Raw genomic sequence first — 23,006 nt, forward strand, 5'->3', positions numbered from 1 at the left:
CAGTGAAGAAACTTCAATTACTTCAGCAAATTACTAATGAGGGTGTCGTTGCCGTTCTACGCGGTGAAACACCAGAAGAAGTCGTCGAAATGGCGGATCAAGCGATCGCCGGCGGGATCAAAGTCATCGAAGTCACGATGACCGTGCCTTTCGCGCTGCGCGCGATTGAGGAGCTAGCGAAGCGCTACTCGAGCACAGCGAAGGACGCGTCCAAGTACGCGATTATCGGAGTGGGCACAGCCCTCGACCCCGAAACAGCGCGTGCCGCGATCTTGAGCGGGGCCGAGTTCGTTGTCGGCCCGTCTTTGAACCCGAGCACGGTTACCCTGTGTAACCGGTATCGTGTGCCGATCATGCCAGGCTGCATGACCATTGCGGATATTCAAGCCGCGCTAGAGCTAGGCGTGGACATTGTAAAGCTGTTCCCGGGCAATCTCTATTCCCCGGCGATGATTAAGGCCATTAAAGGTCCGCTGCCGCAGGCGAACATTATGCCAACCGGTGGGGTTTCGCTGAGCAACCTCGGCGAGTGGATTCAGGCCGGCGCAGTTGCCGTCGGCATCGGCTCCGATTTGACCAGCGAAGCGGTCAAATCAGGAAACTACAGCCTTGTTGCCAAGAAGGCTGCACAATATATCGAGGCCTACCAAGCGGCCAAGAAGTAGGCATTTACATGCGCTCCGTCGAAGTTAAGACGGAGCGTATTTTTTTGTGCGGAAATGGAGGCAGGGCAGATGGAGCAGAACGGCAGGGCTAGATTATTGCTAAACGTGAGCAATTTGGAGGCGTCGATCGCTTTTTATAGGAGCCAGCTAGGGTGGGAGTTGCTTGAGCAGGACGAGGGAGGCTGTGCGGCATTGCTGCGCATAGGGGAGACAATAGATGAGGCTGTTCTAGTCGTGGAGGGTTATGAGGCTAATGAGGCTATGAACCGCTGGTTAAGACCGAATTACAGCACTGTACAAGCTGGAGGCCTTATTTACATCGGTGTAGCTTCGGTTGCTGAGGTGGAGTCAAACTTGCTCGCTAGAGGCTTCCAGATGGCCATAGGGAGCCAGGAGTCGGAACATATTCGTGAACGCCATGTTCCGACCCTTGATGGGTATACACTGGTGTACTGGGAAGAACTTTTCCCCTCTCATAGTGAAATAATGAGGATGTATGAAGCGGGTTTAGATGATTTACACCAAGCCATTGATGGTTTATCTGATATAGAGCTTAACTTTCGCGAAGAAGAGGGCGAGTGGTCGATTCGTGAGCACGTGCTGCATCTGATCGATTTGGAGCTGATCTCCTTACATAAAGTGAAATTCGCACTCGCAGAGCCAGGGCGTATGTACGCGGGTAATTCATTCCAACCGGATGATTGGCATCGGGGACTTCTGTATGCAGAGCGGCCAATCGCTATTGAAGTGGAGCTGTTTGGAGCGACAAGGCGGCATATTATCGGGCTATGCAAACATCTTCCTGATGCATTAGATCGGACTATTCGGACAACGAATCGGGTAGAAACCGCAGCCCAATTGCTGAAAATGATGGCTGGACATGCCAATCATCATTTGCGTGCCGTCAGGCGTATTCGTGAGCTGCATGGGCTTTGCAGGTAGGGCATATATCCGCGGGGGACTGCCGCCTAATTTGAGTATAGTTAATCTTTCTATATGTGGCTTAACCACCTTATGGTAAGTTGAATTGGGGATGTTACCCAAGTAGGCAACAGGGAGTCGATCAAGTGATGAAGGATAGAGAGAATTGGATCATAGAAGCGGATATAGAAAGCATGCAAATGGCCATGGAGACAGGCTCATTAACCTCAGAGGAACTTGTTCGGGTATATTTAGAGCGCATTGACAAGTATGATCCGATAATTAATGCCGTATTAGAACATAATCCCGATGCGATTCAAATCGCAAAGAACCTAGATAAAGAACGCAAAGAATCAGGGAGCCGAGGGAAATTACACGGGATACCGATTCTTCTCAAAGATAATATCGATACAGGGGATAACATGCATACGAGCGCTGGCTCAATTGCACTTGCGGATTCGTATGCGGCAAAGGATGCATTCGTAGCGGCAAAACTGCGAGCCGCGGGTGCCGTTTTACTTGGGAAAACGAATATGTCCGAATGGTCGAATTTCATGTCCAGCTCCATGCCAGCGGGATATAGTTCACGGGGCGGGCAAGTGCTTAACCCGTATGGTCCTGGTGAAATGTTCGTTAGCGGTTCTAGCTCCGGCTCGGCAGCAGCAGTAGCTGCTAATCTGAGCGCTGCTTCAATTGGAACAGAGACAGCAGGTTCTATCGTTGGGCCGGCAACTCAGCATGGGGTAGTAGGGATCAAGCCTACGGTTGGTTTAGTGAGCCGCGCTGGTATTATCCCGATATCGAGCTCGCAGGATACGCCTGGACCGATAGCTAGGACAGTTAGGGATGCTGCTATTTTGTTAGGGGCATTAACTGGTATTGACAGTGAGGATCCGGCTACGTTATCGAGTAGCGAAGTTGCCTTACAAGATTACACACCGTTCTTGAATGCAAGTTTCTTGCGTCAAGCCAGGATCGGGATTCCGCGGCATTACTATCAACATTTGGACGCAGAAAGACTTGCCATTATGGAGGCTGCTATTGCAACCTTGACGAAGGAAGGCGCTACGATCGTAGATCCAGTAAGCTTACATGTGGAACAGCAGAACTGGAATAATGATGCGATCACCTATGAATTCAAAAAAGGTCTGAATGCGTATTTATCGCGGCTGGCTGAATCCGTACCCGTGCATTCTTTGGAGGAGTTGATTGCTTATCATGGCAACCATGCGGAGGCGGCTTTGCAATTCGGGCAGGACACCCTCATCCGTTCTCAAGAAACGACCCTGACGGAGGAGTCCTATCTCCAAAAGTTACAAGCCTACAAGGAGTTGCCTCTCCAACAAGGAATCGACTATGCATTGGACCAAGACGACTTGGACGCGCTCTTGCTTCCAGGTGATGTGGATGGCCTGTATATCGCGGCGCGCTTGGGCTATCCGCTGATTTCCGTTCCGGCCGGGTATTCCATACACGGCATTATTGATGCTGACGGTGATTCAACCAAGGGGCCATTTGGTGTCGTTTTTTCCGGCAGAGCCTTCAGCGAACCTACTCTGATCCAACTCGCCTATGGCTTCGAGCAAGCCACCCATCACCGGTTTCCGCCGGATTTGGAGAGGTAGACGCGCACGAGTCCAATACAAAGAACCCGATGACCTTATTTCCATAGAAATAGGTCGAACGGGCTCTTTGTGTTGGTCCCTCTAACGTGTGGGAGGAGAGGGGGAATCCGTGTTACTTGTTTTCCGCGTCATACTCCCTGGCAAATTCGGCCAGTGCTTTCACCTTACCATGTGGTGGATGCCCCGCTTGTTTACGACTCTTCCATGCAGCTTCTTGGCGGCGTTTCGAGTGGCTCATCGCTGAAAACCTCCTGTGGTATGCGGATTGGTGTTGCACTAATAAAATGTGAAACAAGGGAGTTTTTTATGCAGTGGCCTATAAATAACGTTATTGCATCACCTTATTTCCACTAAAAGTAAGAAAAAGCCCAAGATAAGATGATGCTATCACCTTATCTTGGGCATATTTACTTTTATTCTGTAGCAACGGATTGGTCAGCTTGCATGTTGACCGGGGAGATCCGGATGAAGTTAGCTTCGAGATTGCTTAGCAAACCTTCGATTTTCGCTGCGGCTTCGGATTGACCGGAGTTCGCAAGCTCAGCGTGGTAAGCTGTTAGCAATTCAGTAAGATCTTTTTTGCTTTGAAGGCCGATTGGCTCAAGTTTAACTTTTGCACCTTTGGCAATACGACGCTCGATCGCTGCTTGATCAAGACCCATTTCCGGCACTAGACGTTGGTAGATAACTCCACCTGTCATACCTGCACAGATCCAAGGACCTGGATCGCCCATAACAACGGCACGGCCGTTTGTCATGTACTCGAACGCGAAGCCTTTGAGGTTCGCACGAGCGGCTAGACCGCCAAGCTCATCTTGCAGAGGTGTCGTGATTTCGCCGCCGAAGACTACGTCAGCACCCGAGAAACGGATACATGCGCGAGTATCTGCACTGCCTTGAATCAAGAACAACCCTTTTTGAGCACCGTAACCGAATGATTTACCAACGCTACCGTTGATGAACGTGTTGTTGTGGCCAAGGGACTTCACGATGGCTACTTTACCACCGAACGCCATTTTACCAAGACCGTCTTCAGCACCACCGTGTACGGTAATGTCTACGCCACGTGCGTTGAATGCAGCCAGACCGTTACCAGGAACGGATCCATCAATAAGATTCAGCGCAACAGTTGGAAGTGCATCGTAGCTGCCGTTGAAACGGTCTCTTACACGATGACTGGAATAACGAGTACCTAGGATACGGGACTCGGCATCCACTTTGGACCAATTGCGAACGACAGGAGCGTCGAACGAGACGGAATCCGGGAAGAATTCCAAACCTTCTGCGCCAGCCGCGATACGGATATCAGAGGAAACAGCCGCTTCTTCAAGCGCTCTTTCTGCATCGGATATTTGGTGCATTGGAACAAAACGTAGAATGTCGGACAAGTCAATACGCTCATTGTGGCTGATTTGCTCCAATAGATCGGAACGGCCAACAAGTTCTTGTAAGCTTTTGAAACCAAGGGAAGCAACGATTTCACGTACTTCTTCACCGATACCGCCGAACAGGCGAACCAGGCTATCTACTGCTGTATCGAAAACACGCGGTACGAAACGGCGAAGACCTTTTTCTTCGGCTTCTTCCATGGAATCGATTTGTGTTGCGATACCAACGTGACACGTGTCTAGGTGACAACCACGACATGTTGTACAACCGATGGATTGCATTGCGATACTACCGAAACCAGCACGGTTCGCACCGAGCATAACCATTTTAACAACGTCAGCGCCTGATTTCAGACCGCCATCGGACCACAGCTCAACGCGGTGACGAAGACCAGCTTCAATTAGAGCAACGTGAGCAAGCTTCGTACCAATCTCCGTAGGAAGACCAACGTGTGTCAAGGAGTGAATACGAGCCGCACCTGTACCGCCGTCGAAACCGGAAAGGGTAATCACGTCAGCGCCAGCTTTCGCTACACCAACTGCAATTGTACCGATACCAGGAACAACTGGGATTTTTACGATGATTTTAGCTTTACGACCGCTACCTTCTTTAAGCTCGGAAATGATTTGCGCCAAATCCTCGATGGAGTAGATATCGTGGTTGTTGGATGGCGAGATCAAGTCTGAACCAATTGTAGCGTTACGTGCTTCAGCGATTTTCGCTGTAACTTTGGAACCTGGCAAGTGACCGCCTTCACCTGGTTTTGCCCCTTGACCAATCTTGATCTCAAGGAAAGCTACTGCGTTAGCAAGCTCAATGTTAACACCGAAACGTCCGGAAGCGACTTGCGCGCCGCGCGTTTTTTTGTAACGGCCAAGCATATCTTTAATCTCTCCGCCCTCGCCGTTCATGGTAACCATGTTCAGGCGTTCGCCGGCTTCAGCGTAGGCGCGGAAAGCTGTTTCATTTTGTGAACCGAAGGACATCGAAGAGATCAACATCGGCAAGGAATGACCGCCAATGGAAATATCAACTTGTGACGGATCCAGTGGTTGACGACCATCGCTAATTGCTTTGAAGCCCGCAATGTGACGAATGGAAATCGGGTTCTTCTTCTCTTCTTCACGCAGCTTGTCGCGGTAGTCGCTGTAAGGAGCAGCTCCTGATGCAGCATCGCCTAGCGCTTTCCACATACGTTGGAAGAAACGGAAGTTTTTCGCCGCTTTCGCTTTCGGATTAACGAAGTCCGCATAACGTGCTTCAGCTTCAGCTTCAAGCTGTGCAAAGCCAGTTCCTGCTTGTTCGCTACCCAGATAGTTCACGATATCCAGCACCTCGGAAACTTCCGGATGGAAGCCGATGGAGGAGAAGAAACGTGTGTATCCGCGAAGCTCATGCGTACCGATTGTCGAGATGACTTTTTCAAGTCCTTTTGTAAGTGCTGCGTAGACTTTACGTGCTGCTGCTGCTTGGCCTTCTTTATCGGAAGCTGTAGAGAACAACAAGTAAGGTGAAATGACATCTGCACCAAGACCACAAGCTACCGCGATATCATGCAGACTGCGAATAGCAGCTGAACGAAGAATCAATGTAACTTGACGGCGCAAGTTGTCACCGAAACCGAGTTTCTCTGCACGAAGTGCGATATCGATTTTGGAAACAGCAAGATGCGGATCTAGCCACAAACGGTCGTTCTGGTGAGCTGCTGCATCATCCAAGACGAGAAGTACAGCGCCATTGCGAACAGCTGAGATAGCATCAGCAGCAAGTGCATCCAAACCATCTTTCAGAGAAGTTCCTCTAGCGAAAGTCGTGGATAGAACAGCTACTTTGTTATCGCCTTGTGCACGGAATTGTGCAAGCAATTGCTCTAAAGAAGGTTGGGATAAGTGCTCTTCACTGCCAATACCGTTCGTACCTTCAAGAACTAGCGGAGCTAGAAGTTCAAGACGAAGGTTGTTATCCACCTGTGCGAATACGGGAAGACGTGCACCTGCAATAACGCGTGTAGAGAAATGCTCCATTTCACGGTCACGGTCAATCGCCGGATTCGTTACAACGGCAACACTTTCTTTAATGAAGTCAGGCACGTTGGTGCGTTCCCATGCAAGAGCCGCATGCGGTGAATCATGCCCCAAGGAACGAATAGGCTCAGCGCCTGTTTCGGACATAGATTCAATGTGTGAAATACCATCGCGATCCCAACCGAATGCACTGTACACTTGATCTGTTGTAACAATGTTCTCGTTAAGCTCAGCTTCAGTATTCGTTGGAGCAGGGTTCAAATAGGAGCGAAGACCGCCCAGATTGACACGCTTGCTTACACGATCATAGACCAAGGATTGAACTTCGTGATATGGAATAACTTGAATGTGTTCGCCTGGTGTTAGAACAACACCGACTTTTTCACCTGGAGCAATTGGCTTCGGATCAGCAACCATTTCGCCAACCGTGATAACACCTTGCTCAGATGAGAAGTACAGGGAAGAATCACTTTCAACCATCCATACAGGACGCAGACCTAATGCATCTACGCTGAAAATACACTCATTACCGTAACGGGAAACGATCCCCGCTGGACCTTGTGCAAAGTGGCCCCAAACTTGACGGTAGTACACGTAAAGATCTTGAAGTTCCGGACGGAACTGTTTCATTTCATTAATAATAGGAGGGAACACCATTTCCATTGCTTCGAAAAGGGACAATCCAAAACGGTGAATGAACGTTTCAATCGTTCTGTTCATGTCTTGGGAGTCAGACCCGCCGCTTACAAGTGGAACGCCAACCATATCAGCTTCAAGACGAAGTTTCTTCACCGTGTTGATTTCACCGTTATGTCCAAGAAGGGAGAACGGTTGAACGCGGAAGAAGCTGGACAATGTGTTCGTTGAATAACGGTTATGACCGATGGTTACTTGGGAAGCAAACAAAGGATCACGCAAGTCATTGAAATATTTAGGTAGGATGCTTGCTGCACCTAGTACTTTGTAAGCAGATGTCACATTGCTAAGTGTCGCAACATGTACGTTGTAACGATCTTCAATCGCAATATGCAGTTCATAAAGGTGATCGGCAACTTGACCTTCGGTCTTGTTGCTGATGGCTGCAATTTGCCAGAACGTAGGCTCATCGAGCAAACCATTAGCGCCTAATGAGCCGCTATCAACTAGGTTTTCTTGCTCTAGAATAATGGATACATCATGGGAGGCAAATAGCTCACGAATGCCGTTTTGAATCTCAGTAACAGTCAAATCCAACTTGCGTGGAACGAAGATATGTCCGACAGAGAAACGATTGTCATAAGCAAGCTTGCTGTCCAGACCCGCATCTGTTAGCTTCTTTTCCCAAAGAGCACGTGGAATATCTGTTAGAATACCGCAACCATCGCCCTCACCATTGATAAATCCTGAGCGATGTTCCATTTTAACAAGAGCATCAATCGTCTTCTGGATGTTATCACGGGAAGGATGACCATTCTTCTCAATAATACAAATAATACCGCAGCTGTCGTGTTCGGTTCCTAGTAGATCTTGAAAACGGCCTTCATTACGCATAATTTCATTCATTTGCTTTGGTCAGTCGCCTGACCGTCACCCCCCATACATAATTAAACTCCTCTTGCTTACGCTTCTTGCATTCTGGCACAAATGATCGAGCCCCTCAGCTCTGGTTTTGGAGAAAAGCTACAATTCGCTTAAATCCGAAATATGCATGATTGTGTATAAAAATGCAATATCACTGAATATCATGCCAAATTCCAGGAGATTAATCTCTCGAAATGCGGCATAAATCGACTCGTAGTAAAGTAAGGCACTACACACAAAAATTCGTGCAGTATTTGTAAATGATGCCCTAACTTTCTAGGAAAATACTGTGTATTCAAGCCGTTTCGCTAAAAGGGTAAAAGTAATCTTAGAATAGCATGAAAAAGTTCATCCGACAATACTTGCAGACCGAAATCAAAAATGTAAGCGTTATCTTTTTTGTATATTGGTGAATAAAACCAAAATTCCTAACACCCCATGTAAGAGTGTAAAGACGAACGAACTATAAACCGTTGCCGGTCATAGTTCGTTTTTGGGACAATCATCGATTTTTCATGACTTTGAAAGCGTGGTCTGCCGCCTCTAGCGTTTGGGCAATATCTTCCTCTGTGTGGGCGATGGTCATGAACCACGCTTCGTATTTGGATGGGGCAAGATTAATGCCTTGCTCCAGCATAAGTCGGAAGAAATCGGCAAATTTCTCGCCATCGGTATCTTGCGCTTCTTCATAATTGGTGATTGGATGATCACAAAAATGTGTAGAGAACGCGCCGCCGATTCGGTTCAGCGTCAAGGCGATGCCATGGCGGGCGGCGGATTCGGCGATGCCACTAGCAAGTGCTGAGCCAAGCAGCTCAAGCTTGGCGTAAACACCCGGCTGCTGGAGCACCTCCAAGCAGGCGATGCCGGCCGAGATGGAGGCGGGGTTCCCCGCCATCGTGCCGGCTTGATACGCAGGTCCGAGCGGCGCGACCTGCTCCATCACTTCCTTGCGGCCCCCGTAGGCCCCGATCGGCAGCCCGCCGCCGATTACTTTGCCGAGGGCCGTCAGGTCCGGCTCTACGGCGGCGAAGCGCGCCGCCGCCTCTGTGGGGCCTCCCGCTAGAATCGGGAGGCCATCGTAGGTCTGTGCCGTTCCGTAATGGAATCGGAACGCCGTGATCACCTCGTCGTAGATGACGAGGGCGCCGTGTTTGCGAGCAGCTGCGCAGAGCTGCTCGAGGTAGCCGGCATGGGGCATGACCATGCCGAAGTTGCCGACGATGGGCTCGACCATCACCGCGGCAATGTCTTCACCCCAACGCGCAAGCGCGGCTTCGAGTGCCGGTATGTCGTTGAACGGCACGGTGATGACCTCTTGCGCGATGCTCGCCGGCACGCCAGCGCTGTCTGGCGTGCCTAATGTGGACGGCCCGGAGCCGGCCGCCACGAGCACGAGATCCGAGTGGCCGTGGTAGCACCCGGCGAACTTAATGATCTTGGTGCGCTTCGTGTACGCGCGCGCCACGCGGATCGTCGTCATCACGGCCTCGGTGCCGGAGTTGACGAAGCGCACTTTGTCGAGCGAGGGAATCGCCGACTTCAGCATTTTGGCGAACTCGATCTCGAGTTCGGTCGGAGTACCGTACAGCGTGCCGTTCTGTGCGGCGCGGATAATGGCTTCGGTCACGTGCGGATGCGCGTGACCGGTAATGATGGGGCCATAGGCGGCGAGGTAGTCAATGAAGCGATTCCCGTCTACGTCCCAAAAGTGTGCGCCTTGCGCACGCTTCATGAAGACGGGGGCGCCGCCGCCAACGGCTTTGAATGAGCGGGAAGGGGAGTTGACCCCGCCAACGATGTGTTGTAGTGCTTCTTGATAGAGGAGTTCGGATTGCTTGCGTTCCATGCGATATCAGTCCTTTATATGTAGTGGTAATTACTAACAGCATTTTGAATCTTTCTTCAGGTGTGCTCCTAATCCGCCAACGAAACGTAGCGGAACGGCTGATTTCAGGGGAATAGCTCCCTGACGTTCCGTTAGGAAGCGCGGCTAGCACGGGATCGCCATAACCTAGCCTCATTCGCCTAGCGACTGACAAATAACGAAAAACAAAATTCCAATTTTGTCATTCGTTATTTGCCTGAGCAGTCATTCGCAATCTTTCTCAGCAGGCCATAATCATACAAAAAATAAGAGTGGATACCCACTCTTATTATCTGTTTGTCAAGCATGTGTGTCCTACTTCGCGGCTTTGGTAGCAACCTTCGGTGTTGGCGAAGGTGATGGCTTAGTTGGCCCAGAATCCGCTTCGGCTGTACCTGCAAAAAGGTCTTTCAAATACTTTTGAAGCTTCGTTTTATCGGCAGTGATCACGGAAGCCCCACGGATCGTTTTCTCCATCAGTAATTCTGAAGGGGGAAGCTGTGAAGTGACGATACCGTCAGCTTTGGCTTCATAGCCAAGGCTTCCGAGCTTGAGCATGTCCGTTACGCTAAGATTCGTATCGATGTACGGATCGATCGCATTCAGAATGCGCGGGAGCTTGATCAGCGATGATGTGGATTGCATTTTAGCCGCAACAGCTGTCAGGAACTTTCTCTGTCTCTCTGTCCGAGAGAAGTCAGACAACGCGTCATGGCGGAAACGCACATATTGCAAGGCGGTTTTGCCATCTAGATGCTGCTGCCCTTTTTTCAAATTAATGTCGTACACATGATCATCTTCGGAATCGGAATATTTCATATCCTTTTCAACATCAATGTCGATGCCGCCTACCGCGTCAATAAGCGCGATGAAACCCTTGAAATCCGTATACACATAATATTGAACAGGAATGCCAAGCAGATCGCTGACGGTTTTCATGGCCAAATTAGGTCCGCCTGTCGTAATCGCGGTATTAATCCGATCCTCGCCTTCGCCAGGGATTTTCACGTAGGTGTCCCGCAGAATCGAGAACAGGTGAGCTTTCTTGGTGACCGGGTCGATAGAGGCTAGCATAATACTGTCTGACCGAGGTAATTCATTCTTCACCATGCCGCGAGAATCGCCGCCTAATAGCAGAATATTCACTCGCTGCTTGCTCTCCCATTTGGGTGGTAGGTATTTATCTGCATCCTTCACGTTGTTTGGAAGTGAGGATATGGTTCCACTACCTTTCCCATCCTTCGTGTCTGAGTTATGAGAGATACTGTTCGCGAAACTGTAGAAGGCGTAAGTATAATAGCCGGCGACAACTAGCAGAAGCATGACGATCAGGAGCATGGTCCGTTTGAAAATTTTCATACTATGTAAGCTCCTCTCCAAGGTAAATTTAGCGTTGATGTAAGGTGAAAAACGATGCCTATTAATCTGTACTTTTTTTTCTTACAGAATTGGGGTATCATGAGCTTGTTGTACGGTTGTATGAAACGCCATTATGATCCATATTATAGATGCTACGAAACTTCGATAGCAAGTTATGACGAATGTTGCCGTAATCTGTAACCGAGACGACGAAGTCAGGGGGGAAGACGCATGTTAGCCATAGATGTTCAAATGCTGCGCAAAGAATTTCAAGTTCAGCAAAGCCGCGGTGGCCTTAAGGGAGCCATGCAAGATTTATTCAAACGTGAGTACAAGCAAATTACAGCTGTGAAAGACATAAGCTTTCAGATTCCGAAGGGCGAAATTTGTGGATATATCGGTGAAAATGGTGCCGGGAAATCGACGACGATCAAAATGTTGACCGGTATCCTCGTCCCAACTTCGGGACACATCAAAGTGAATGGCTATGTGCCGTTCAAAGAGCGTGAGAAATTCGTCGCTGGGATCGGTGTCGTGTTCGGTCAGCGCAGTCAGCTCTGGTGGGACATCGGTGTTGTAGAGTCTTTCCAGCTGTTGAAAAAGGTATATCGGGTCTCCGAAGCCGATTACAAAAAACGCCTCGACGAACTCGTTGACCGTTTGCAGCTATCCGATCTCCTGTCACGACCTGTCCGTAAACTCAGCTTAGGTCAGCGGATGCGTTGTGAATTAGCGGCTTCGCTGCTGCATAATCCTGCAATTCTGTTTCTGGATGAGCCGACTATCGGCCTCGACATTGTGGTCAAAACAGAGATTCGTGAATTTCTGAAGTCACTCAATCAGCGATATGAGACGACGATTCTGCTGACAACGCATGATCTGCAGGACATCGAAGCACTATGCTCCCGTGTTATTATGCTGGATGACGGCCGAATTATTTATGATGGCGGTCTGGAAGAGCTGAAAGCTAGATGGGGCAAAGGAAAAGAAGTTGTCCTACAGTTCGAGCAGCCAACGACGTTACCGCGACTTCAAGAGCTGACCCAGGGTTTGGATGTCGCTTGGCAGCTTGAGAACGAGCTATCCGCCAAAGTGTTCATCCCGTACGAAAGAGCGAATATCTCGGATGTATTAAGTCGCGTCGTTGGGGTGCTGCAAATCCAAGATATCAAAATCAATGAAACGAATACCGACGATATCGTGCGTGAAATTTATAAATCAGGCTCGGCCGAAGTGAAACGTTTGGAGATCGATCAGCCAGAGGGAGTTACAACCCATGCATAAAGCTTATATAGAAGTTATACGCATGCGGTTTCTCATGATGCTCGCTTATCGGGTGAATTATTACAGCGGGATCCTGATTTATGCCCTGAATATTGGTTCTTACTATTTCGTCTACAAAGCGATTTACGGCGATCAAGCTGTTATTGGTGGTCTTACCCTCGGGCAAATGACAACCTATGTGGCGATATCCTGGATGGGACGCGCTTTCTATTTTAATAACCTAGATCGCGAGATTGCAAACGAGATTCGTGATGGAAGTGTCGCGATTCAATTCATCCGGCCCTACAATTATATTTTTGTGAAAATGATGCAGGGGTTAGGCGAAGGGGTTTTCCGGCTATTGCTCTTCACTACACCAGGCATGATTCTGATCTGGTTGCTGCTGCCGATTCAATTCCCAGCGGATCCGAGCTTGTGGGTTATCTACTTAGTGATGCTGTTCTTCAGCTTTCTAATTAATACGCAGTTGAATATTATTACGGGTTTATTTGCCTTTTTCCTCGAAAATAATGAAGGCCTTATGCGCATGAAGCGCGTAGCGGTGGACTTGTTTTCAGGGCTCATTATCCCGATCTCATTTTTCCCAGGATGGTCCAAGTCGATTCTTGAATGGCTGCCCTTTCAGGCCATTACTTATTTACCCAGCGCAGTGTTTACCGGCAAAATAACGGGCAACGCTATACTCCAAAACTTTGGCGTACAAGTACTCTGGTTCTTGATTCTGATTATTCCGATCTATGCACTGTGGGTAAAATCCAAAACACGTTTATTCGTACAAGGAGGGTAACGCATGTTTTATATCACCCTCGTTTTCGACTATTTCAAAAACTACATGAAAACGCGGCTCACCTACCGATCCGATTTTTGGATTGAAGTGCTGTCCGATTTGTTATTCAATGGACTGAATCTATTCTTCATTCTCGTCGTTTTTATGCAAACGCAATCGATGGGCGGCTGGAATCAAGAACAAATTTTGTTCATCTACGGTTATTTTATGATCCCCTATGGCATATTTATTTCCTTTTTTAATCTGTGGGGCTTTAGTGAGCGCTACATTGTCAAAGGGGAAATGGATCGTATCCTAACGCGGCCAGCGTATAATCTGTGGCAGCTGATGATGGAGAATCTCGATCCTGCCTCGATGTTCAGTGCATTGGGAGGCTTGGTCGTCATGATCTACTCCTGGGTGCAGTTGGACCTGCCGTTCCATTGGCATGATCCGCTGATTTTCATCGTCATGGTGGTGGGTTCGATTCTGATTTATGCAGGTGTATACATTTCATTGACCTCGCTAGCGTTCTTCTCGGATGCGCCAACAGGTATCCTGCCGTTGATATGGAACATTCAGAACTACGGGCGTTACCCGGCAACGATCTATAATAAATTGCTGCGGAGTATTCTGACGTGGATACTGCCTTTTGCATTCGTGGGCTTTTACCCGGCAGCCTATTTCATTGATCCAGAGAACTGGAAATGGTTTGCTTTGCTTACCCCGGTGGTGGGCATCGCGTTTAGTGCGCTGGGCATCACGGTGTGGAACATTGGCGTGAAGCGTTATCGCGGCGCAGGTTCATAGCTCAAATCAACAGGCCGTCCTACAAGGTGATTAACCTTGTGGGACGGCCTGTTTTGTATGGAAACTGCTGTAACGGTGAAAAACACGCTTACAGCGTGAAGTCGCCGAGGAATGAGTCGGAAAGCGAGCTGTAACGGTGAAAAAACACGCTTACAGCGTGAAGCCGCCGAGGAATGAGTCGGAAAGCGAGCTGTAACGGTGAAAAACACGCTTACAGCATGAAGCCGCCGAGGAATCGGTCCGGAAGCGAGCTGTAACGGTGAAAAACACGCTTACAGCGTGAAGCCGTCGAGGAATCCGTCCGGAAGGGAGCTGTAACGGTGAAAAACACGCTTACAGCGTGAAGCCGCCGAGGAATCCGTCGGAAAGGGAGCTGTAACCTCGATATTAATCATTCTTTCTCAGGAAACGGTTCTGAAAAAGGGTGAGCAGAAGGTTCTGCACTCGGAAGCGGCTGCTCCTGATCTAAAGATGCAGTCGAGAAGCGCCGCTTAGGCGCCTTCTTCGCCTTCGAGCACGTCAAATCATACTTCCGGCCATTGGCTCTGCCGAAGCGGACGATTCTGCGGATGATGGTTTGATCCGCCAGCTTGGTGAAGGGACAGGGATCGGGTCGTGTGTTGACCTCGAGGATCCATGGCTTCAGCCTTTGATCGACGGCAATATCGATGCCGAGCTCATTCATGCCTGGGTAGGAGCGGCTGAGTTGACCCGCGGTAAGGTGTGATATTTTTTCCATTTCATGCAGGAGAAGAGTTGTTGCTTGGACACCGATTCGCGGTGACAGGAGATCATAAGGGCTGTAGATGGTGCCGCCTTGACTGCCATTGGTGACAGCTTTCTGCGGGTGTGCGACCCGGGCTGCAGTTCCTGTGCATTCCCATCTGCCCGAAGGGTTTCGCTGGATCATGACACGGAAGTCGTAGGGATTGCCTTCGTGCGTTAGCACGTGAATACCTTTTTGAATGAGATAACGCTTGGTGCCGAAGCGGTGCCTCAGGGAGAGATACAGCTTATCGAATGTCTGAAAATGAAAGATGCGCGTGCCGCTTTGATAGCGGTAAGTACCACTGCGTTTCTCAACGCGGATAACGCCAATTCCGAGCGAACCGATGTCGGGTTTAACGTAGAGCATACCGTGCCGGGTGAGCATGGTCGATAGTCGATTTCGATCAAAAGGGTGTGTCGCAGGCACATATTTACTTAATTTCACATTCCGCTGCATAATGCGTGTTTTTATCCATTTGCTTGAGACGGCTTTCAGTGAACTTGTCATGGAAATGATCCTCTCTCTACGGAGTTCCGCGTTACGTTATTTCACTATGATATGAACGACACTGGGGACGGGTGAACAGGGAATTAGGTAGGAAATTAGGAAAAAAGAACGATAGGCGGGAAGGGCGCATAGAATATGTAGTCAGGTGGATTTGGAGAACAGGTTCAGTTACTAGAGCTGAGAGGAGGAGCCGCACATCTATGCGCGTAGAGGAAGTTATTCAGAAGATGAAACGGCAATTTCCCTGGTTGTTGCCAGGACACGAGCTGGAAGAACTCGCTGCAATGCCGCTAGTGACAGCTGGAATGTTGGAATCGCATTATTATGCAGATACCAATCCATTTCTGCAGGAGCCAATGAATCGCTATCTAACGTCAGGTACGAGTTCGAAACGGCGTAAGACCATCTTTTATTCCCAATCCGACGAAGAGGATTACCTGAGAATTAAAGGGGATGTGTTCCGCACTATTCTGGCAGGCACTAGTTATCGAACTGCGATGGCAGACATGGGAACAGGGCACGCGGAGGCAACGGCTGTCGAGGTATTCCGCGAGCTCGGTATGGAGGTAGAATCGGTATCCTTTCGGCTTCCGATCGAGGAGCATATTGAACGGCTTCAAAGCTTTAGACCCGAGGTGCTGTACACGATGCCTTCCATTTTGGATCGGATTATGCAAGCGTCGGAGAATCCTGAAGCGTATGGCATCCAGCATGTCATTCTAGTTGGGGAAATTGCTTCTCCCGGATGGAGACAGCGCACGGCCGAAAGATTGGGGATAGCGGAGACGCAAGTCACCGATACGTATGGATCTATCGAGATTGGGACCATTGCCTACTTTTCCCACGTTTATGGTAGGTATTTATTGGCGGAAGGGCTCCTCGCAGAGGGGATCCAGCCTGAGCTTCTAGGTGCGGACTTGGAGCCGCTGCCGGATAAGTTAGAGCAAGTATTGGTGCTTACTTCGACAGTGAGGGATTCGTTTCCGGCACTGCGCTATGTGACGTATGATGTTGTGCGCGATCTGAAAGTTATTGATGTGGACGGCGTTCCAACGCAGAGCTTTCAGAGTATCGTCAAGCGCATCGGGCCCGACCTGAAGCATGGGGAGAAAATAAGTATCTATGACATCGAGGATGTCGTGTATCGTCATCTGCGTGAAGCCAGTGTTCGTGTGCAGGTGAGTGTCAATGCCTTAACTGTGTATATCTACAGTGCGCTGGCGACGCCTGCGGTTCTGAACAGCATTCGTGCGGATGTCGAGAACCACATTCCAGCGATCGGCATGATGATTAAGGCCAAACTTTTGGATGGTATCCAAGTTATCGGGGGCACCTTTGAGGATTCACAGAACCGCACCTCCGTGAAAAATAAAAAGATTTTTTACACATAAAGGAGCGTGAAGTGAATGGAACTTGAAGGTGGAATTGTCCGTGCGATCGGGCATACGCCCTTGATTCGGCTGTCGCGTTTGTTTAAAGATCAACCCTTTGATGTTTATGGCAAAATGGAGTGGATGAACCCTGGCGGCAGCGCGAAGGATCGGCCGGCTCTGTTCATGCTGCGGGAGGCAATCCGTCGCGGCGAGGTGACGAGCGAGAGTGTCATCGTGGAGTCTAGCTCGGGCAACCTCGCGATCAGTCTGGCTCAGCTCTGTCGTTATCTCGGGCTACGGTTCATCTGTGTTGTCGATCCGCGTACGACGCAGCAGCATTTGCAAATCATCCGCAGCTTCCACGGTGAAATTGACCTCGTCTCAGTACCGGATGAAGCGACGGGGGAATTTCTGCCAGCTCGCATCCGGCGAGTAGCAGAGCTTGTGAGTCAAATCCCTCATGCCTACTGGACGAATCAGTACGCAAGCCCGGACAATGCGCTGGCTCATAGTGAAACAACGATGCGGGAAATTGGGGAGCAATTAGGGGCGGTTGATTATTTGTTTTGCGGTGTTTCCTCCTGTGGAACGATTCGAGGATGTATGGAGTATATCCGAAGTCGTGGATGGTCGACACAGATTGTGGCGGTGGATGCCGAAGGCAGTGTTATTTTTGGCGGGGAAAAGGGGTCGAGGAAATTCCCTGGACTCGGCGCAGGTATCACGCCTGGCTTGCATCGGCATGATGTTGCGGACAAGGTCATCTATGTATCCGACAGGGAGTGTGTGGAGGGCTGCCGTGCCTTAGTTCGTGAAGAGGCCGTTCTAGCTGGTGCTTCCTCCGGGGGCGTTATTTCAGCGATACAACGAATGAGTGGAATCATTCCTGCGGGAGCCGTTGTTGCGGCGATTTTGCCGGATCGTGGTGAACGGTATTTGAATACGGTGTACAACGATGAATGGGTTGGGCGAGAAATAGGGTATATACCGAGTAACTAGCATGGGAGACTAGCGAATGTTGTATTTACAGGATGACCATATCCGAGAAATCGGAATCGATTGGAAGAAGCTAACCGATATCATTCAAGATGTCGTTGCCATACAAGATAACGGGGATTGTGCGCATCCCTTGAAGCCATACTTACGTTTTCGTGATCCCAAAAACCGGATTATTGCCATGCCTGCCTATGTAGGCGGTAGCATCGATATTTCGGGGATTAAATGGATTGCGAGTTTTCCAGACAATCGCCTTATGGGACTTCCCCGGGCTCATAATACGCTGATTCTGAATAAGCCTTCAACAGGTGAGCCACTGGCATTTATCCACAGCGGACTGTTAAACGGTCTGCGGACCGCAGCGGTGAGCGGTGTCATGTTGAGTCAATTTGTGAAAGCAAGGCAGCCTGAGCGTCTGCGTATTCACTTAATCGGGTGGGGACCTATTGGGCGCCTGCATCTGGATATGTGTACCGCTTTATTCGGCGAATGGATTGAAGAGGTGCGGATTTATGATTTGAATGGTGTCGAGATGGAGACGATTCCGGAAGCAATTCAGAGCAGGACGCAGGTCATTCATGATTGGCGCGTAGGCTATCGCGAGGCTAATGTCATTATGACATGCACGGTGTCGGCGGAGAGGTACATTGATGAGGCCCCGCCTCAAGGTGCGCTTCTGCTCAATGTCTCCCTCCGGGACTATAAACCAGAAAGCGTCGCTGGCGTGAAAGCGATCATTGTAGATGATTGGCGCGAGGTATGCCGTGAGGGGACAGATATCGAGCAACTGCATCTGCGGTACAACTTACAGGAATCGGACGTGCGCACCTTAGCCGATGTCGTGCTGCGCGACGAGCTAGCTGGGGTGGGAGCGCAGGAGCACGTATTTTTTAACCCGATGGGCCTAGGTATCTTCGATATAGCCATTGCAGGCTACTATTGGCGTGAAGCCTTGCGGCTGCATAAGGGAGTTACGCTTGAGGGTAGTAAGTATAAGTAGTCGTAAGGGGTTCGTTTTCTTGGAGATGCGGAACGAGTTTCCGTTATTCGCCGAGAACAGCCACTTCTAAGACGCAACGGAACGTGAGGGCGCTATTTCAGCAGGAATTTGAAGCTTGGGAGCGTAATTCGATGAAATAGCGGAACCTCGTTCCGTACATATTGGAATTTGTGAATAATTTGGCGAATAGAGGAATGGGGCTCTGTTATATTGGGGGAGTGCGGCGGATGGCGGGTGATGGAAAAGTGTAACGGCAACCTTAGATAGTGTGATTACAAAAGTAAACAGGGGCATCTCAGAGGATGTTTCTCCAATAGGTAATGCCACTTTGTTATCGTTACACACAACTATCCACAGAGTTGTCCACAAGTCCACAGGGACTTAAGTCCCTGGTGTGCATAACTTATTTCGTGCATATTAACATATCCACATGCCAAGATATCCACAGAAATGTACCTGTGGATTATTTTTCGCGGGAGTTATTGCGTTGTAACCGATCTCATCAACTACGCGCGCACGTTGTTAACTGTCGGTGGTCTAACTAACTGGACTTCCTACAGCTATTCGAACCGAATTTCGCGTTTCTGAACGTATAACTTGCTTTCCTACATCTATTTTCCTTCGATTATCCGGTTTCTTCGGTTATTCGATATTTTAACTGTAGTTTTTACAGCTATTCTAGAGAAAGCGTCTAATCTGCAGGAATAGCTGTAGGTTATACAGCTAAACACTCCCCTCCCGCCTCATCCACCTCCATTCATGTCCGAAAGTGGCCCGTCAAGTTCACTTACCCTCATCCCCCCATCTCCATCCCCATTGCCCGAAAACAAATTAGCCCTCCCCCACCTCACCTGAGCAGCGCGCAGAAATAATTTTTTCTGCACTTGTCACAAAACGCACTCCTAATTCGCCTTAAGTCATATAAAAGCGAAACTGGAGGATGATGAACATGACCAAATACGATACAGCCGTTATTGGCGGGGGCTTAGCTGGATTCATTGCTGCACTTGAAGTAGCGAAAGGGGGCAGACGTGTTGTTCTGCTGGAACGTTCGGGACGAATGGGCGGCAGAGCGATGACGAATAAGAAAAACGGTGTGCTTTTTAACCTGGGGGGCCACGCTCTATACCGTAAGGGAGAAGCTTTTCGTATTCTGCAAGAGTTAGGTATTCGCCTCGAAGGGGGTCCACCATCTGCGAAGGTCAATGCGTTGTGGAACCAAGGGGTCGCGCCCATGCCGGCAACACCGCTAAGCATGCTCACATCGAAGCTGCTCACCTGGTCAGGGAAACTGGGACTGCTGCGACTTGTCATACGGTTAACCAAAATGGATGCGAGCAAAGTTGAAAACACACCGCTCAGACGGTGGGCAGAGCAAGAAATTGCGGATCCGATGGTTCGTCATATTTTCTACTCATTGTGCCGAACGGCAACATACACATTTGATCCAGATCATCAGCTTGCTGGTCCAGTACTAGGGCAGGTACAACGCTCGTTAAAAGGAGTACTTTACATCAATGGAGGCTGGCAAACAATCGTCGATCAGCTCCAACAAAAAGCAATGGATGCAGGTGTCCACATCTTAAGTGGCGCTGACGTGAAAGAGATCGTACACGTGAACGGTCAGGTACAGGGCATCAAACTTGCTCATGACGAAATGATAGAGGTATCGCATGTCATCAGCACTGCGTCCCCGTCGGAGACCTACAAGCTAGTCGTGGATGCTGACCACACGATATTGAGGCAGTGGAAGGACGAAGCGCGTCCTTCGAAAGCTGCATGTCTAGACTTAGGATTGAAGAAGCTCTCCGTTCCAGGCAGAAATGTGGCGATTGCGCTGGACCAACCCATCTTTTTCTCGCATCACACTTTAAATGCCAAGCTGAGTGAGGATGGCACACTCGTCGTGCATATGGTCAAATATAACGGATCTGGGGAAAGTAATCCGAAAGAAGATGAGGAAGCCCTTAAGGCTGCCATGACGACCCTACATCCAGGTTGGGAACAAGAAGTCGTAACCAAACAGTTTCTGCCGAACATGACGGTCGTCCATGACACGTTGCATGTGGGGAAATCCAATCTGCAAATAGGGCCTGCAGTTGAAGGTGTTCGGGGTCTCTATGTAGCTGGTGACTGGGTCAGTCATGGCGAGATGTTGGCTGATGCTTCAGCGGCTAGTGCAAGACGTGCGGCTCGGGCTATTTTAAAAACACCGCAGTTCGCTTAAAATGATGCTATCAACAGTAGAGACGGGAGGTGTGGCAAGATGGAAATCACAGGGGCAGAAGCGTCCGAGCAGATCTATCTATCCTATAAACCATTGATGTTCTCACTTGCTTATCGCATGTTAGGCAGTGTGATGGATGCGGAGGATGTCGTGCAAGAGGCGTTTCTGTACGCCAATGAGACGAATCTAGATCATGTTCACAATCCCAAAGCGTATCTATGCAAAATCGTGACCAACCGCTGTATCGACAACCTGCGATCAGCCAGCAAAAACCGAGAGGTCTACATCGGGCCTTGGTTGCCAGAGCCACTCGTAACACCTAGTACAGATCATCAGATCGAACCTGAGCTCGCCTATTCACACAAAGAATCGCTATCCACCGCATATCTCTTGCTCTTGCAGCAGCTGTCTTGGGTAGAGCGGGCAGTCTTCCTGCTTCGCGAGGTCCTGCAGTATGAATATGATGAAATCGCCGATATCGTGGGCAAAAGCAGCGCGAATTGCCGCCAAATTTTCCGTCGTGCCAAGAATGCGATAAGCCTTCCGGCAGAGGGGCGGGGAAGTGAACCGAAGTTACCGCTCAAATCACAGGATGTTAATCAAACGACAGCCGTCGTGGAACAATTCGTGCAAGCGCTAGTGTCGGGGAATATTGCGCAATTGTTAACGATCGTGAAATCCGATGCAGTTCTGTACTCTGATGGCGGAGGCAAGGTGAATGCGGCGACCAACCCTATTCTAGGAGCGGAGAGAATTGCCAAGTTCCTATCTGGGGTTTTAGCCAAATTGCCCGAGAGCTATCGCTCAACCTTTATGACGGTAAACAAACAACTAGGTATTGTTGCGTATGTGAATGATCAGCCCCATAATGTGATGACGTTCCTATTGGAGGATGGGCAGATCAAAGCTTTCTACCTCGTCATGAATCCTGATAAATTGAGGCACCTCGATACAAGGCGAACGGAAGCGTGAGGTCTTAACCTTTTCTCATAGAAAGCTGCTCGGAATACATTGTAATTCTTAGCAGTTTTTTTCGTTTGATGTCGCAAGGTGAATGTCGCATAATGGGAGGAAGTCAGGCGTTACCTAGCAAGACAAGAAAGAGGAGAGAGTCATAGTGAAAAAAGTCAATGAACCGGCAGTAACCAAGCGCAAGGCGCCAGCCTTCACGCTGCCTGCCTCGAACGGAGAGAAAGTTTCTTTAGCCGATTATAAAGGGCGTAAAGTCGTTATTTATTTTTACCCACAAGATAATACACCGACCTGTACACAGCAATCCTGCGACTTTCGAGATTATAACGGCAAGTTTGCTGAATTAGGCGTTGAAGTGATTGGCATCAGCCCAGATGAGTTGAAATCGCACGATAAGTTTATTGCGAAGTATGAGCTTCCCTTCCTCCTGCTCTCGGACACCAATCATAAAATAGCAGAAAAGTATGGGGTATGGGCCCTGAAAAAGTTGTATGGCCGCGAGTACATGGGCATCATTCGATCGACGTTCCTTATCAATGAAAAAGGATACATTGTGAAAGAGTGGAGCAAAGTGAAGATAAAGAATCATGTGCAGTCCGTGTTGGATGCTGTGATGGAAATGAAGTAGAGGACGAATACGATCAACCTCAAACGATGCTTCTCCTTGTGGAGAGGGATCGTTTTTTGTTCGTAAAGGATACAGCTAATTACAAACATTTTAGTTGATTTCAAAGAAAAAGATGATTTTAACTACATATTTTACAGTTAATTCTAGTTTTCAAAGGAAACTCTTATGAATAGCTGCATATTTTCCATTTAATTCAAATGTGTACAAATGCGTAAAATCCGTACCGTTGCAAGCCGTTTTTTCGTGTCATACTCTCGCACCTCC

17 protein-coding genes are annotated in these 23,006 nt (G+C 49.2%); 12 read left to right on the top strand and 5 right to left on the bottom strand.

Going from position 1 to position 23,006, the window contains the following annotated elements:
* The first annotated feature begins 2 nt into the window (after window positions 1-2).
* The 3 genes from AC58PV_RS16880 to AC58PV_RS16890 all read left to right on the top strand — a co-directional run bounded on the left by AC58PV_RS16880 (window position 3) and on the right by AC58PV_RS16890 (window position 3,211).
* Window positions 3-665 (top strand): bifunctional 2-keto-4-hydroxyglutarate aldolase/2-keto-3-deoxy-6-phosphogluconate aldolase, encoded by a 663-nt coding sequence (locus AC58PV_RS16880; protein ID WP_497433369.1) that lies wholly within the window; start codon window positions 3-5, stop codon window positions 663-665.
* A 69-nt stretch (window positions 666-734) separates the two neighbouring features.
* Window positions 735-1,607, top strand: coding sequence for a DinB family protein (locus AC58PV_RS16885; protein WP_497433370.1), 873 nt, complete (start codon window positions 735-737; stop codon window positions 1,605-1,607).
* Between the two features lie 128 nt (window positions 1,608-1,735).
* On the top strand, window positions 1,736-3,211 hold the full coding sequence (locus AC58PV_RS16890; protein WP_497433400.1) for an amidase family protein: 1,476 nt from the start codon (window positions 1,736-1,738) through the stop codon (window positions 3,209-3,211).
* Window positions 3,212-3,323: 112 nt separating this feature from the next.
* Here AC58PV_RS16890 and AC58PV_RS16895 read toward each other — a convergent pair whose 3' ends face one another.
* The 4 genes from AC58PV_RS16895 to AC58PV_RS16910 form a co-directional block, all read right to left on the bottom strand.
* Window positions 3,324-3,449, bottom strand: a complete 126-nt coding sequence (locus AC58PV_RS16895) for a DUF6254 family protein (RefSeq protein ID WP_497433371.1) — start codon at window positions 3,447-3,449, stop codon at window positions 3,324-3,326.
* Between the two features lie 175 nt (window positions 3,450-3,624).
* A complete protein-coding gene (locus AC58PV_RS16900) occupies window positions 3,625-8,166 on the bottom strand; it encodes a glutamate synthase-related protein (RefSeq protein WP_497433372.1) in 4,542 nt (1,513 codons plus the stop codon).
* 520 nt (window positions 8,167-8,686) lie between these two features.
* Window positions 8,687-10,033 (bottom strand): glutamate-1-semialdehyde 2,1-aminomutase, encoded by a 1,347-nt coding sequence (locus AC58PV_RS16905; RefSeq protein ID WP_497433373.1) that lies wholly within the window; start codon window positions 10,031-10,033, stop codon window positions 8,687-8,689.
* A 333-nt stretch (window positions 10,034-10,366) separates the two neighbouring features.
* Window positions 10,367-11,410, bottom strand: a complete 1,044-nt coding sequence (locus AC58PV_RS16910; protein ID WP_497433374.1) for an LCP family protein — start codon at window positions 11,408-11,410, stop codon at window positions 10,367-10,369.
* A gap of 231 nt (window positions 11,411-11,641) precedes the next feature.
* On the opposite strand from AC58PV_RS16910, the gene AC58PV_RS16915 reads away from it, so the two are divergent.
* Genes AC58PV_RS16915 through AC58PV_RS16925 form a run of 3 tightly spaced genes read left to right on the top strand, consistent with a single transcriptional unit; the run spans window position 11,642 to window position 14,270 of the window.
* Complete coding sequence (locus AC58PV_RS16915) at window positions 11,642-12,694, top strand: ABC transporter ATP-binding protein (protein ID WP_497433375.1); 1,053 nt, start codon at window positions 11,642-11,644, stop codon at window positions 12,692-12,694.
* Window positions 12,687-13,481, top strand: a complete 795-nt coding sequence (locus AC58PV_RS16920) for an ABC transporter permease (protein ID WP_497433376.1) — start codon at window positions 12,687-12,689, stop codon at window positions 13,479-13,481. The genes AC58PV_RS16915 and AC58PV_RS16920 overlap by 8 nt, the downstream gene beginning before the upstream one ends.
* Before the next feature lie 3 nt (window positions 13,482-13,484).
* Entirely contained in the window at window positions 13,485-14,270 is a 786-nt protein-coding gene (locus AC58PV_RS16925) for an ABC transporter permease (RefSeq protein ID WP_497433377.1), read from the top strand.
* Between the two features lie 391 nt (window positions 14,271-14,661).
* Here AC58PV_RS16925 and AC58PV_RS16930 read toward each other — a convergent pair whose 3' ends face one another.
* Window positions 14,662-15,546, bottom strand: coding sequence for a YheC/YheD family protein (locus tag AC58PV_RS16930; RefSeq protein ID WP_497433378.1), 885 nt, complete (start codon window positions 15,544-15,546; stop codon window positions 14,662-14,664).
* A gap of 200 nt (window positions 15,547-15,746) precedes the next feature.
* Between AC58PV_RS16930 and AC58PV_RS16935 the strand changes: the two genes are divergently transcribed.
* The 6 genes from AC58PV_RS16935 to bcp all read left to right on the top strand — a co-directional run bounded on the left by AC58PV_RS16935 (window position 15,747) and on the right by bcp (window position 22,742).
* Window positions 15,747-16,937, top strand: a complete 1,191-nt coding sequence (locus AC58PV_RS16935; RefSeq protein WP_497433379.1) for a phenylacetate--CoA ligase family protein — start codon at window positions 15,747-15,749, stop codon at window positions 16,935-16,937.
* 15 nt (window positions 16,938-16,952) lie between these two features.
* Window positions 16,953-17,918 carry a 2,3-diaminopropionate biosynthesis protein SbnA gene (gene sbnA, locus AC58PV_RS16940; protein ID WP_497433380.1) on the top strand — a complete coding sequence of 322 codons (966 nt, stop codon included), beginning with the start codon at window positions 16,953-16,955 and terminating at the stop codon, window positions 17,916-17,918.
* Between the two features lie 16 nt (window positions 17,919-17,934).
* Window positions 17,935-18,915 (top strand): 2,3-diaminopropionate biosynthesis protein SbnB, encoded by a 981-nt coding sequence (locus AC58PV_RS16945; RefSeq protein ID WP_497433381.1) that lies wholly within the window; start codon window positions 17,935-17,937, stop codon window positions 18,913-18,915.
* Window positions 18,916-19,864: 949 nt separating this feature from the next.
* Window positions 19,865-21,142, top strand: a complete 1,278-nt coding sequence (locus AC58PV_RS16950; RefSeq protein ID WP_497433382.1) for a phytoene desaturase family protein — start codon at window positions 19,865-19,867, stop codon at window positions 21,140-21,142.
* A 39-nt stretch (window positions 21,143-21,181) separates the two neighbouring features.
* Window positions 21,182-22,114, top strand: a complete 933-nt coding sequence (locus AC58PV_RS16955; protein WP_497433383.1) for an RNA polymerase sigma-70 factor — start codon at window positions 21,182-21,184, stop codon at window positions 22,112-22,114.
* Window positions 22,115-22,259: 145 nt separating this feature from the next.
* A complete protein-coding gene (gene bcp, locus AC58PV_RS16960) occupies window positions 22,260-22,742 on the top strand; it encodes a thioredoxin-dependent thiol peroxidase (protein WP_497433384.1) in 483 nt (160 codons plus the stop codon).
* Window positions 22,743-23,006 lie beyond the last annotated feature (264 nt).

Source organism: Paenibacillus sp. J22FR83 (assembly GCF_059691955.1).

Coding starts and splice junctions, on each gene's coding strand:
- AC58PV_RS16930 (WP_497433378.1), bottom strand. CDS start 15,546: ATGACAAGTTCACTGAAAGCCGTCTCAAGCAAATGGATAAAAACACGC.
- AC58PV_RS16895 (WP_497433371.1), bottom strand. CDS start 3,449: ATGAGCCACTCGAAACGCCGCCAAGAAGCTGCATGGAAGAGTCGTAAA.
- AC58PV_RS16910 (WP_497433374.1), bottom strand. CDS start 11,410: ATGAAAATTTTCAAACGGACCATGCTCCTGATCGTCATGCTTCTGCTA.
- AC58PV_RS16950 (WP_497433382.1), top strand. CDS start 19,865: ATGACCAAATACGATACAGCCGTTATTGGCGGGGGCTTAGCTGGATTC.
- AC58PV_RS16890 (WP_497433400.1), top strand. CDS start 1,736: ATGAAGGATAGAGAGAATTGGATCATAGAAGCGGATATAGAAAGCATG.
- sbnA (WP_497433380.1), top strand. CDS start 16,953: ATGGAACTTGAAGGTGGAATTGTCCGTGCGATCGGGCATACGCCCTTG.
- AC58PV_RS16905 (WP_497433373.1), bottom strand. CDS start 10,033: ATGGAACGCAAGCAATCCGAACTCCTCTATCAAGAAGCACTACAACAC.
- AC58PV_RS16925 (WP_497433377.1), top strand. CDS start 13,485: ATGTTTTATATCACCCTCGTTTTCGACTATTTCAAAAACTACATGAAA.
- AC58PV_RS16920 (WP_497433376.1), top strand. CDS start 12,687: ATGCATAAAGCTTATATAGAAGTTATACGCATGCGGTTTCTCATGATG.
- AC58PV_RS16915 (WP_497433375.1), top strand. CDS start 11,642: ATGTTAGCCATAGATGTTCAAATGCTGCGCAAAGAATTTCAAGTTCAG.
- AC58PV_RS16955 (WP_497433383.1), top strand. CDS start 21,182: ATGGAAATCACAGGGGCAGAAGCGTCCGAGCAGATCTATCTATCCTAT.
- AC58PV_RS16945 (WP_497433381.1), top strand. CDS start 17,935: ATGTTGTATTTACAGGATGACCATATCCGAGAAATCGGAATCGATTGG.
- AC58PV_RS16900 (WP_497433372.1), bottom strand. CDS start 8,166: ATGAATGAAATTATGCGTAATGAAGGCCGTTTTCAAGATCTACTAGGA.
- AC58PV_RS16885 (WP_497433370.1), top strand. CDS start 735: ATGGAGCAGAACGGCAGGGCTAGATTATTGCTAAACGTGAGCAATTTG.
- AC58PV_RS16935 (WP_497433379.1), top strand. CDS start 15,747: ATGCGCGTAGAGGAAGTTATTCAGAAGATGAAACGGCAATTTCCCTGG.